Consider the following 13985-nt stretch of genomic DNA (forward strand, 5'->3'; position numbering starts at 1 on the left):
CCCCGACATAGGAGGGATTGAGTAGTGAAAGCCCGACCGCGCCTAAAGCGTGGTAACGCCCAAATTATGTGTTGAAATTAGCATACTTGGTAATAAATTGTACTTTTGTGCTTTAAAATATTTCTTAACCTTAAAAAATTAGTATAGCATGCAACTGTACAATACATTAAGCGCAAAGGAAAGGGCAGAATTAATCGAAAAAGCTGGTAAGGATCGATTAACACTTTCTTTTTACACCTACGCCAAAATTGATAATCCTCAAGAATTTAGAGATCAGCTTTTTATAGTTTGGAATTCCCTTGACGTTTTAGGTAGAATTTATGTAGCAACCGAAGGTATTAATGGGCAATTATCGCTTCCTGCAGATCGTTTTCAAGAATTTAAAACACATCTAGACACTATTGATTTTTTGAAAGATATTCGTTTAAATATTGCTGTAGAGCAGGATAACATGTCTTTTTTAAAATTGAAGGTAAAAGTGCGCCATAAAATTGTAGCTGATGGATTAAATGATGATACGTTTGATGTAACCAATAAAGGCGTACATGTTGATGCTGATAGATTTAACACGCTTATTGAGGATGAGAATACCGTTTTGGTAGATATGCGTAACCATTATGAAAGTGAAATAGGGCATTTTAAAAACGCTGTTACACCTGATGTTGATACATTTAGAGAGTCTTTAGATATTATTGAGGACGATTTGAAGGCACACAAAGAAGATAAAAATTTAGTAATGTACTGTACGGGTGGTATACGTTGTGAAAAAGCAAGTGCGTACTTTAAGCATAAGGGTTTTAAGAATGTATTTCAGTTAGAAGGGGGTATTATTGAATATACCAGACAGGTTAAAGAGCACAATCTTGAAAATAAATTTATTGGTAAAAATTTTGTATTTGATGAGCGCAGAGCCGAAAAAATTAGTGAAGATGTGATTGCAAAATGTCATCAATGCGGAGCGCCTTTTGATGTGCATACTAATTGTGCTAATGATGCTTGCCATTTATTATTTATTCAATGTGATTCATGTAAGGAGGAGATGAACAACTGTTGCTCAACAGCGTGTAAAGAGATACATGCTTTACCTTACGAGGAGCAAAAAGCATTGCGTAAAGGCCAAGGTAATAGCAATGACATTTTTAAGAAAGGGCGTGCAGACCATTTACCTTATAAAAAGGATTTAAGGAATATTTTTGAAACTTTAAAACACGAAAAGTCTTAATTATAGAAAGGATTAGTACTTTATTTTGGATTAACTATGTAATCTGTTTCTATGAGATTTGGATAAATTAGTTCTAGAGATTGTTAATCCTCTTTTTTAAGTACTGAGATAATCCTATATTTACATTTTAAAGTGTTTTAAAGCATTTTATAAATCATCAGGTATGAATCTTCATTCGTAATAACTTAATTATTAACGGATTCAATATATAAAATATGGCTTGCGCAAGTTGCTCAACTAAAGACGGTTCTCCAAAGGGCTGCAAAAATAATGGTACTTGTGGGACAGACAGTTGTAATAAACTAACGGTTTTTGATTGGTTAGCAAACATGTCACTCCCAAATGGTGAGAAACCTTTTAACTGGGTTGAGATTCGTTATAAAAATGGTAGAAAACACTACTACGAAAATACTGAAAACTTAACGTTAAGTATAGGAGATATAGTAGCCACTCAGGCTCAGGCAGGTCATGATATTGGTATGGTAACGCTCACTGGCGAATTAGTGCGTGTACAAATGAAACGTAAAAATATTGCGCCAGAAGGAGAAGATATTTTAAAAATCTACAGAAAAGCATCTCAAAAAGATATTGATATATGGCAAAAATCTCGTGATAGAGAAGAGCCTATGAAAGTAAAAGCACGCCAGTTTGCTATAGATTTACGCCTAGAGATGAAAATTTCTGACATTGAATTTCAAGGTGATGGTAGTAAAGCTACATTTTATTATACTGCTGAAGAGCGTGTAGATTTTAGAGAACTCATTAAAGTTTTTGCAAGAGAATTTAGAACACGCATAGAAATGCGTCAAGTTGGGTTTCGTCAAGAAGCCTCTAGGCTTGGTGGTATAGGGTCTTGTGGACGTGAATTATGTTGTTCCACTTGGTTAACAGATTTTCGTTCGGTAAGTACCTCTGCGGCACGTTATCAGCAATTATCGCTAAACCCACAAAAGTTAGCAGGACAATGTGGAAAACTAAAATGTTGTTTAAATTATGAGTTAGACACCTATTTAGATGCTTTAAAAGACTTTCCTAAAACAGATGTAAAACTACAGACTGAAAAAGGCACTGCAGTATGCCAAAAAACCGATATTTTTAAAGGTTACATGTGGTATGCTTATGAAGGAGAGTGGATGAATTGGCATAAAATAACAGTACAGCAAGCCAATGAAATTATTGAGCTAAATACTCAAAATAAAAAGGTAGTAAGCCTCGAAGAATATGCTTTAGACCTAGTTGAAGATACTAAAGTGGAATTTGAAAACGTTGTTGGGCAAGACAGTTTAACCCGTTTTGATAGTCCAAAACGTAATAAAAAACGTAGAAATAATAAGCGCAAGGGTAATCAAAGAAATACAAAAGGAAATCAAGGCAATAAAAAGGAAACTACCAACAACAATAACACAAACAAAAATAAAAGAAGACGAAACAATAAAAGAAAACCGCAAAATGCTAAGAAAAATCAAAAATAGTGTCTTAGTAATACTATTGTTTTTTTGTGTGATGTCTTGTGACAAAAACCGAGTTTTTGATACCTATAAAGCTTTGCCTGATGCATGGCATAAAGATTCTATTGCAAGTTTTAAAATTAACCCACCAGATACAACTAACCTTTATAATTTATTTGTAAACCTTAGAAATACTAATGCCTATAAGTACAACAATTTATTTTTAATAGTTGAAATGACTTTTCCTCATGGGAAAACAATTAAGGACACTTTAGAATATCGTATGGCCGAACCTTCAGGGAAGTTATTAGGTACAGGTGTCTCTGATGTAAAAGAGAATAAATTGTGGTATAAAGAAAGCGTTGTTTTTAACGAATTTGGAGAATATGAAGTTAAAATTCAACATGCCATGAGAGAACATGGTAAAGTAAATGGTGTTGAATCTTTAGAAGGTATTACAGATGTAGGTTTTAGAGTTGAAAAACCACAATAAGTAAATAAAAAAGTATCAATTGTCACACTGAGTCTTTTGTTTTTCTTTAAAACAAACCGATGGCAAAGTGTCTTTAATATTTAAGAATAAATGGCAAAAACAAAAGCAAAAAAAGAGGCGGCCTCAGTTCAAAGCTTTTCAAAATATATCAGATGGTTTTGGATGGTGTTTTTAGGCGGAATTTTTGGATTAATTCTAGTGTTTTTATTAGCGTCTTGGGGTGTTCTCGGAGAAATGCCTGATCATACTGTTTTAGAAAACCCAAAAACTAATTTAGCTACTGAGATTATTTCTTCTGATGGTAAAACATTAGGCAAGTTTTATTTTAATGATAACAGGACACCTGTAGGTTATGAAGAATTACCAAAACATTTAGTTGATGCCTTAATAGCCACTGAAGACGTACGTTTTCATGAACATTCTGGTATTGATGCTAGAGGAACATTACGCGCTATAGCTAAGCTTGGTGGAGGTGGTGGCGCTAGCACAATATCACAACAATTAGCAAAACAACTTTTTACAGTTAAAGTCTCTAGTAGTAAATTTGAAAGAGTTTTTCAAAAAGTTAAGGAATGGATTATAGCTACACGTTTAGAACGTCAGTACACTAAAGAAGAAATTATAGCTCAATACTTTAACATTTATGATTTTTTAAATAATGCTGATGGTATCAGAAGCGCAGCGAGTATTTACTTTGATAAAGAACCAAAGGAGCTAAATTTAAAGGAAGTTGCAATGTTAGTAGGAATGTTTAAAAACGCTTCTTATTTTAATCCTAGAAAGTATCCTGAGAGAGTCAAGGATAGAAGAAATGTTGTACTAGCTCAAATGCATAAATACGATTACATTGATGAAAAAACTAAAGACTCACTTCAAAAAACGGATTTAGATTTAAAATACACACCACAATCCCACCGTGACGGAATTGCTACTTATTTTAGAGGATATCTAGCAACATTTATGAAAGACTGGATTAAGAAAAACCCAAAACCAGATGGCACTAAATGGAGTTTATATAATGATGGTTTAACGATTTATACGACAATAGATTCACGCATGCAAAAATATGCCGAAGACGCTGTACAACAACACATGCCTAGGCTACAAGCTGAATTTTTTGTTCAGAATACACCAAAAAGAAATCCAACAGCACCATTTTTAGAGTTAGATAACGAAGAGATAAAAGATTTGATGAATCGTTCTATGCGTCAATCAGAGCGTTGGAGGCATATGAAATATGATTTAAAAAAATCGAATGAAGAGGTTATAGCATCTTTTCAAAAGCCAGTAGCAATGTCGGTTTTTGCATGGAAGGATGGAAGGCCTTCTGAAATAGATACCATTATGAAACCTATGGACTCTATGCGTTATTACAAATCGTTCTTAAGAACAGGTATGATGTCTATGGATCCTCGTACAGGACACGTTAAAGCTTGGGTAGGAGGTATGGATTACAAGCATTTTCAATACGATATGGTAAAACAAGGGAAACGTCAAATAGGTTCTACCTTTAAGCCTTTTGTATATACCTCTGCAATAGATCAATTACATTTTTCGCCATGTGATGAGTTTCCAGACACACCGTTTTGTATAGAAGCTAATAAATACGGTAACCCTGAAGAGTGGTGTCCTAAAAATTCAAATCATAATTATGGTGGTAATCGCAGTTTAAAAAACGCATTAGCTAATTCTGTTAATACAGTTACTGCACGTTTAATTGATAAGGTTGGGCCACAAACTGTTGCTGATTTAGCAAAAAAGTTGGGTATAGAGTCTGAAATCCCTCCTGTACCATCTATCGCACTTGGAACTCCAGACATTAGTTTGTATGAAATGGTTGGTGCCTATGCTGCCATAGCAAATAAAGGAGTGTATACAAAACCTGTTATGGTAACTAGTATTGAAGATAAAAATGGTACAATTTTATACCAATTTAAACCAGAGACTCGAGATGTATTAAGTGAAGAAACAGCATATGTTACGGTTAAACTTATGGAAGGCGTTACGCAATCTGGTTCTGGAGTTCATTTAAGAACACGAGGAGTTGATTCTTATAGAGCTGCATATAGAGAAGTTGTGACTGGCTATCCTTACGAGTTTACAAATCCTATAGCAGGAAAAACAGGAACTACACAAAATCAAAGTGATGGTTGGTTTATGGGTATGGTGCCTAATTTGGTAACTGGTGTTTGGGTTGGAGGAGAAGAGCGATCTATACATTTTAGAACAATTAATTATGGACAAGGAGGTGTAATGGCATTACCAATTTGGGGGTTATATATGAAAAGTTGTTATGCTGATGAAGAATTAAATATTTCTAAGGAAGACTTTGCAGAGCCTAAAAACCTTTCTATTGTTGTAGATTGTTCTAAAGCAACTGGAAAAACTGTAATTGATGCTGATGATTTAAATGATGATGAAGTTCCTGAAGATTTAGAATTTTAAATTTGTTTCGCAAATTCTAGAAAGAAATTAACAGACTCTGGATTTCGCATGGCATCTAAATTTATAGAGGTTTCAATAGGCATTTTTAGCAAAATCTTTTTAATAGGGGCTTCCATTTTTTTGCCGCTTATAGTGTAAGGAATGTCTTTAACTTCAATAATTTCATCAGGAACATGTCGCGGCGAATAGTCTGTTTTTAATTGATTATTGATATTTGACTTTATGTCTTCTGATAATTCAAAACCAGATTTAAGCTTAATAAATAGCGGCATGTAATGCTTGCCTTCATCCAATTCTAAATTGATAATTAAAGAGTCTTCAATAGCTGAAATTTTATTTACAGCACTATATATTTCACTTGTACCAATTCTAATACCGTGTCGGTTTAAGGTAGCATCAGAGCGTCCATAAATTACCAAACCTCCGGTTTTAGAGTTTATTTTAATAAAATCACCATGGCGCCATTTCCCCGGATAATCTTCAAAATAGCTAGATTTATAACGCGTGTTATCTTTGTCATTCCAAAAGTAAATAGGCATGGAAGGCATAGGTTTATCAATAACCATTTCGCCTAGCTCATTTTTAACGGGTTTACCAGTATTATCTAATGCATGTAATGATACTCCCAAAGCACGACATTGAATTTCTCCAGAATAAACAGGATTAAAAGGTATACCTCCAACAAAAGCTGTGCATACATCAGTTCCACCAGCCATTGAGCATAACCATACATCAGTTTTTATATTGTCATATACATAATCAAATGCCTCAGCAGGTAAAGGTGCCCCAGTTGAACTTATAGAACGGATTGAAGATAAATTATGCTCTTCTTTTAAATTAATGTCCTTCTTCATATTAGCGACCAAAAAAGGTGCACTTGTACCAAAATGGTTAACTTCCAGTTTATCTGAAAAACGCCAAAGCGCATCAAATTTTGGATATGTTGGAGAACCATCATATAATACCATTGAAGCTCCCATTAATAAGGCAGATTGTAAAAAGTTCCACATCATCCAACCCGTTGTGGTAAACCAAAAATAGCGTTCATCTGGTTTTGTGTCGTTATGAAATGCCATGTATTTATAATGCTCCAATAAAATTCCGCCATGAGAATGTACAATGGCTTTAGGCAAACCTGTAGTTCCTGAGGAGTATAACACCCAAATAGGATGGTTGAAATCTACAGGTTGAAACTCTAAACTGCCACCTTCCATTTCAAAAATGGAATTAATATTCATATAGTCTTCAGGGAAATCATCAAGTGCATTTGTATTTAGATATGGTAACACCACTACTTTTTTTAGAGAGGAAAGCCCTGATACAATTTCCTTTACTGTTTCTGTTTTGTCGTATGGTTTTCCATTGTAATTGTAACCATCAACTGCGATAAGAACTTTAGGTTCTATTTGAGCAAAACGGTTTACTACACTTTCAGTCCCAAAATCTGGAGAGCTACTAGACCAGACTGCACCTATTGCATTTGCTGCTAGAAATGCTATGGTAGCTTCTGGGATGTTAGGTAAGAACCCCACAACACGATCACCTTTTGTTACACCCAAAGATTTAAAATACATTGCCATGGATGCTACTTTTTTTTCAAGTGCTTTCCAAGAAATCTTTCGATGTATACCACTTTCATTACTAAAATAAATAGCGGTTTTATTTGGTTTAGATACTCTAAAAATATGTTCGGCATAATTTAAAGTAGCGCCTTCAAACCAGTTACAGTTTGGCATATCATCTGAAGACAAAACTTTCGTGTATGGCGAATGTGATTTTATTTTGAAGTATTGCCAAATACTTTCCCAGAAATCTTCAATATTATTTGTAGACCATTCCCATAGTTCGTGGTAATCTCGAAACTTGAGATTGTGGTTTTGTTTCAGCCAATTACAATATAGTTGTAAATGGCTGTCTTTCTTAAACTGATTAGACCCTTCCCAAAGCTTTTTCATAAAACCTTAATTATATTCTTTATCAAATATAGAATTTATATAGGTGACAAATAGTAAAAAATATATATGCTTAGGAATAGTGATATATTTTTTATCGGTCAAAATGTTAAAATAAATTGCACTTAATCGATTTTATGTGTTTTTAAACGATGTATTTGAAAATGTATGCTATATTAGCTGTCCCAAATCAACCAGATTAAAATAGATTTCCCCCAAATCTATCATAAACTTAAAATTCTTAGATATGGCAACAAATCTACCTGAACAACCTACAAAAAAGGAAAGTAAATTTAAAGAGACTTTGAGTGAACAAATACGATTTGTAAAAGGCTTTCTTTATTTAACAAAAAAAATATTTATGCTTTAATCTAAAAGAGTGATAAGCTAAATGTTATTTAATCTTGCTAAGCGTCTATTTTTTTAGGTTTTTAGCAAGATTTCCTTTTATATTCCTTTTGGAATAGAATCAATTAACTTCTTAGTATATGTTTTCTCAGGATTAGTATAAATACTATCTGCATCTCCTAGTTCCTCAATTTTCCCTTTATTCATTACTAATAGTTGATCTGCCATATATTTTACTACCGCCAAATCATGAGATATAAAAATATATGTAAATCCAAAATCGGTTTTAAGCTCATTTAGTAAATTTAAAACTTGTGCTTGTACGGAAATATCTAAAGCGGAAACGGATTCATCACAAACAATTAATTTTGGTCGTAACGCAATGGTTCTAGCAATACCTATACGTTGGCGTTGACCTCCAGAAAACTCGTGAGGATATCTGTTAAAATAAGCTTCTGATAAACCAACGCGTTCTAAAATTTCAATCACTTTAATTTTGCGTTCATCGTTAGTTGCATAAAGCTTATGAACCTTCATAGGTTCTAGTATCGCTTTCCCTATTGGAATTCTAGGGTTTAAAGAGGCAAAAGGATCTTGAAATATAATTTGAATATCTTTTCTTAGTGCTCTAGTTTTAGAAGTAGAAAGCTTAGTAATATCTATACCTTTATAATTAATAACACCAGCTGTTGCTTTATCTAGTTGCAAAATAGCATTGCCTAAAGTGGATTTCCCGCAACCAGACTCTCCAACTAAACCTAAGGTTTCACCTTCATACAGTTTAAAACTTATGCCATTTACAGCTTTAAACGTTTGTGGTTTTGACAACCAACCTGATTTTGAAACGTATTCTTTTTCTACATCAATTACTTCTAGTAAAGGAGGTTGACTATATAATTTCTCATGAACCTTTTGGCGATCAGCAGATGTTATGATTTCAGACTTTAAAGCATCATTTAAAAAATCCTTAATTGTTGGTAATACTTTTAAGCGTTCTTTTAAAGAAGGTCTGGCATTTATTAATGCTTTTGTGTAATCCTCTTTAGGATTTTTAAAAATAGCTTTTATACTACCTTTTTCAACAATTTTACCTTTATACATTACCAAAACCCTGTCAGCTATCTCAGAAATCAAAGCTAAGTCGTGTGTAATAAATATAACACTCATTTTTGTTTCCTCTTGTAGCTCTTTTATCAGGTTAATAATTTCTTTTTGAACGGTAACATCTAAAGCAGTCGTTGGTTCATCTGCAATTAAAATATCTGGTTTGCAGGCAATAGCCATAGCAATCATTACCCGTTGTTTTTGTCCGCCAGAAATTTCATGAGGATAAGCTTTAAAAACGCGTTCAATGTTTGGTAGTTTTACTTTTTCAAATAAGGAAAGGGTTTCGTTTTTAGTTTCAATTTTTGAAAGACTAGTATGTTGTAATAAGATTTCTTGTACTTGTTTACCGCACGTCATAGATGGGTTTAATGAACTCATAGGTTCTTGGAAAATCATTGCTATTTTATTACCTCTTATATTTTGAAAAGCTTTGTTAGTAAGCTGTGTTAAATCAATATCATTATAAAGAATACTCCCGTTTGAAATTTCGGAAATTCGTTTAGGTAATAAACCTAAAATAGCTAAAGAAGAAACAGATTTTCCTGAACCAGACTCTCCTACTATACCTAGTATTTCATTTTTATTTAAATCGTATGAAATGTTTTGAATAACCTCTGTTTTATTAAAAGTAATAAAGAGGTGTTTTACAGATAGGATTGGTGTCATTTATTATGAAACAGTGTTTTCAAATATACTAAATAGAAGTTTCATACTCATGTTAGTAAGAGCTAATATATAAATGTAGGTTTTTTCTTTGTGAGAAATATGGCTTTTCCATAAAAACGATAAATACCTTAAAATCAATATGTAAAGTGAGTGTTTTCTGGTAAAAAAATATTACTTTGATAATGTATATTAATCTTATTAACCAACCAACCACATGAAAAAAATTACTTTTACCCTCATTTTTCTTTTTAATATGCTTTTTGTTTTTGCTCAAGAAAAACAAACACCAAAACGAATTTCAATAGCTAATCCTTCTCAATTTACAATTCATAAAATACAGAAATCAGGTATAGATTTAACCTGTGGTCCAAGATTTGTAAACAATAACTTAGAAATGGAACTTAGTTATACTGAACTACAAGCATTACAAAAAAGTGGGATTAATTATCAAATATTGATAGATGATTTAACTAAATACTATAGTGATAGGAATACTTTTGAATTACCACTTGCAAGAAACAGACTTAAAAGTTTAAAGAAGAAACCTAAAAAACAATTAAGTGGATCTAACACACAAAAAAGTTTGAGCTTACAAAATATCTTAGTTGGTAATCCTACCCAGCACGATGAATGTGAAGAAATAAACTGGGCAGTGCCTACAAACTTTCAATTAGGGAGTATGGGTGGTTGTTTAACAGTTAGTGAAACCCTAGCACAATTAGATTTAATGCGCAGTTTGTATCCAAATCTTATCTCTGTTAAAACTGATGCTTCTCCTTCTGGTCAAACTACTCATGGCAACTCAACTGGAGGAACAACATGGTCAGGGCAAACAGTATACTATGTTAGAATTTCTGATAATCCAGACATTGATGAATCTGATGAGCCAGAAACCTTAATTACAGGGATGATTCATGCTAGAGAGGCTAATAGCCTTATGAATATTATGTATTATATGTGGTACATACTTGAGAATTATAGTAGTGATCCTTTTATCAAAAATATAGTTGATAACCAAGAATTGTATTTTATTCCGATAATTAACCCTGACGGGTTACGTTGGAATGAAGTTATTGCTCCTAATGGAGGAGGTTTACAACGAAAAAATCTAAGACCTGGTGTTGCTGATAATGGCACTACAAATACATCAAATAATGTTAGAGGGATTGATTTAAATAGAAATTTCAATTATTATTGGGGTATTGATAATTCAGGATCATCTCCAACTGAAAGTAGTAACACTTATAGAGGAGCATCTGCAGGTTCTGAACCTGAAACACAAATAGTTCAAGATTTTGTAGCACTTCATGATTTTAAAGTGGGTGTAAACCATCATTCTGGATTAAATTCTATAGTAACATCGTCTTACAATGGAAGTCTCTCAGCAGCAGATTCAGGACGTGAAGATGAATATGCCAAAATATGTCATGATTTGACAAATTATAACCGATATATTTATGGGTCAGCACCAAATACACTAACCTCTGCAAATGGAGATGCTAACGACTGGATGCTAGGTGGTCCAGCAGTTACTTCAGGAGGACAAACCAGTTCTGGCTCTGGAAAAGATATTTTGGCTTTTGCGCCTGAAAATGGGGATGACTTTTGGCCAGCACCTTCAGAAATAACACCTATTGCTCAAAATGCTATGCGCATGAATTTCCTTTCCGTACTATACTCTGGGAAATTTGCAAAATTACACGACCTTAATCTTAGTACAATTTCCTCAACTTCTGGAGATTTAACCTTTGGGGTGGAGTACTTAGGCAAAACTTATGATGATATTACGTTAACAGTTACTCCCGTGTCCTCAAACATTACCTCAATAACGTCCCCTTCAACACAAACAGGGTGGACTAAATTAGAGCAAAGAAATTTAACAGTACCTTATACCTTAGATGCCGGCATACAACCTAATGATGAAATTGAATTTCAAGTAACCTTAAGTAATGATGATTTTGTGCTCTATCAGGCTAACTACGTTAAGTATTATCAGGCAAGTGTGTTATTTGCAGATGACCCAGATGTTACAGGAACCTCTAATTGGACTACATCTGGAGGCAGTTGGGGAACAACTACGGATGCTTATTCTGGTTCTGCTGCAATTACAGATTCGCCATCTGGTGCTTACAGTGATAATGAGAATAAAACCATTACTCTAAATTCAACAATCGATTTATCAGCGACATCGCAGGCATTGGTTCAATATTATGCAAAATGGGATTTGGAGCGTAATTATGATTTGGTACAAATTGAAGCAAGTACCAATGGAGGCGGTAGTTGGACAGCCCTTTGTGGAAATTATAATAAACCAGCAGCTGGTTTTGATACCAACTTTCACTTAAATAAAAATACATCAACTTTTAGAAACCATCAATCTACAAATGGAGATATTGTTTACGATGGAGATACGATGGACAAATGGGTAATGGAGGAGATTTATATCAATGCTACTGAAAACACATTTTTGTTGGGACAGAGTAATGTGCAAATTCGTTTTAGGCTTAAAAGTGACAGTTTGAATAGAGAAGATGATTTAACGACTACTTTTGACGGATTTACTTTTGACGATTTTAGGGTTATTAGTATTCAAACGCCATGTGTGTTATCTGTGCCTACATCAGTTACAGCCAGTAATATTACAGCTACTGCAGCTACAATTTCTTGGGATAACATACCATCTGCTACGTATGACTTAAGATATCGTGTTGTTGGAACTTCAACTTGGACAGATGTTACAGGATTAACTTCAGTAACATCTAACTTAACAGGGTTAACTGAAAGTACAGATTATGAAGTTCAGGTTAGAAGCCTTTGTGGATCAACACCATCAAATTACAGTGCATCAGTCAACTTTACAACAAACGCCTTTGTAGCTTGTTCGGGAACCTCTATTAATAGCTTTCCCTATGCCGAAGGGTTTGAAGGTAACATTGGAGATTGGAGTCAGTCATCAGCAGATGATTTAGACTGGTTAGTAAACTCAGGAACCACACCATCTTCAGATACGGGACCATCAGCTGCAATAGAAGGCTCTAGTTATATTTATGTTGAAGCCTCAATAGAAGGAACAGGCTACCCTGACAAACGCGCTATTATAAGTTCGCCTTGTTTTGATTTGTCTGGGATGCTTCAGGCTACATTTAGTTTTCAGTACCACATGTTTGGTGCTGCAGATATGGGAACTATAGATTTGGAAATCAGTAATGATAATGGAACAAATTGGACAAGTATTTGGAGTCAATCAGGAAATCAAGGTAATTCTTGGTTTGCGGTTGATGTTAATTTAGATGCTTATGTTGGAGGAAGTGTACAATTACGATTCAATAGGTTTGTGGGTAGTACTTGGCAAGCTGATATAGCTATTGATGCTATTAACGTTACAGTATTTAACGGAGTAGACACAACACCACCAGTTATTACACTAAATGGAAATACTTCAGTTGATGTTATTCTTGGAAATACATATAATGAACAAGGTGCTACTGCCTCTGATAATGTAGATGGGGATATTAGTAGTAATATAGTAATAGCAGGAGATACAGTTGATACGAGTACTCTAGGAACCTATATTATAACTTATGATGTAAGTGACGCTGCAGGAAATGCAGCAACTCAAGTAACAAGAACGGTAAATGTTATAGAAGCAGTGCCAGGGTGTACAGGCGGGATAACAGTATTTCCGTATACTCAAGGGTTTGAAGGTAGTATTGGAGATTGGAGTCAGTCATCAGCTGATGATTTAGATTGGTTGGTAAACTCAAATAACACTCCTTCTAATAATACTGGACCCTCAGCTGCGATTGAAGGCTCAGATTATATATATGTAGAAGCTTCAACAAATGGAGTGGGTTACCCCAATAAACGCGCAATTATAAATTCTCCTTGTTTTGATTTATCAAGCGCAAGTAGTGCTGATTTTAGTTTCCAATACCATATGTTTGGAGCTACAGATATGGGTACTATTGATTTAGAAATAAGTAATGATGACGGAGCTAATTGGACCAGCATTTGGAGTCAGTCTGGAAATCAAGGTAATTCTTGGTTAACAGTTAATTTAGACTTAGCTTCTTATGCAGGAGGAAGTATTCAATTACGGTTTAATAGGTTTGTAGGGAGTACTTGGCAAGCAGATATTGCTATTGATGATATCAGCTTAACTGCCATTGAATCAGACACCACCGCACCAGTAATCACATTAAACGGTAATGCTACGATAGACTTAAACGTAGGCGATATCTACACAGAAGCAGGCGCAACAGCGACAGATGATTTAGATGGAGACATCACGGCAAACATTGTTA

The 13985-nt window shown here is 34.1% G+C and carries 7 protein-coding genes; 5 read left to right on the forward strand and 2 right to left on the reverse strand.

Features of this window, described 5'->3' with window-relative positions:
* The first annotated feature begins 148 nt into the window (after positions 1 to 148).
* The 4 genes from trhO (at position 149) to EYD46_RS09165 (ending at position 5608) form a co-directional block, all read left to right on the forward strand.
* Positions 149 to 1222 carry an oxygen-dependent tRNA uridine(34) hydroxylase TrhO gene (gene trhO / locus EYD46_RS09150; protein WP_130936765.1) on the forward strand — a complete coding sequence of 358 codons (1074 nt, stop codon included), beginning with the start codon at positions 149 to 151 and terminating at the stop codon, positions 1220 to 1222.
* Positions 1223 to 1437: 215 nt separating this feature from the next.
* Positions 1438 to 2694, forward strand: a complete 1257-nt coding sequence (locus EYD46_RS09155) for a PSP1 domain-containing protein (RefSeq protein WP_130936766.1) — start codon at positions 1438 to 1440, stop codon at positions 2692 to 2694.
* Positions 2672 to 3163, forward strand: coding sequence for a gliding motility lipoprotein GldH (locus EYD46_RS09160; RefSeq protein ID WP_130936767.1), 492 nt, complete (start codon positions 2672 to 2674; stop codon positions 3161 to 3163). The genes EYD46_RS09155 and EYD46_RS09160 overlap by 23 nt, the downstream gene beginning before the upstream one ends.
* A 90-nt stretch (positions 3164 to 3253) precedes the next feature.
* Positions 3254 to 5608 (forward strand): penicillin-binding protein 1A, encoded by a 2355-nt coding sequence (locus EYD46_RS09165; protein WP_130936768.1) that lies wholly within the window; start codon positions 3254 to 3256, stop codon positions 5606 to 5608.
* Here the strand turns inward: EYD46_RS09165 and EYD46_RS09170 are convergent.
* Positions 5605 to 7563, reverse strand: a complete 1959-nt coding sequence (locus EYD46_RS09170; protein ID WP_130936769.1) for an acetoacetate--CoA ligase — start codon at positions 7561 to 7563, stop codon at positions 5605 to 5607. The two genes, EYD46_RS09165 and EYD46_RS09170, sit on opposite strands and share 4 nt — an antisense overlap.
* Before the next feature lie 444 nt (positions 7564 to 8007).
* Positions 8008 to 9681 carry an ABC transporter ATP-binding protein gene (locus EYD46_RS09175; RefSeq protein WP_130936770.1) on the reverse strand — a complete coding sequence of 558 codons (1674 nt, stop codon included), beginning with the start codon at positions 9679 to 9681 and terminating at the stop codon, positions 8008 to 8010.
* A 214-nt stretch (positions 9682 to 9895) separates the two neighbouring features.
* Between EYD46_RS09175 and EYD46_RS09180 the strand changes: the two genes are divergently transcribed.
* A partial coding sequence (locus EYD46_RS09180) for a M14 family zinc carboxypeptidase (protein WP_130936771.1) occupies positions 9896 to 13985 on the forward strand: 4090 nt, incomplete at its 3' end.

The organism is Hyunsoonleella pacifica, assembly GCF_004310335.1.
GTDB lineage: Bacteria > Bacteroidota > Bacteroidia > Flavobacteriales > Flavobacteriaceae > Jejuia > Jejuia pacifica.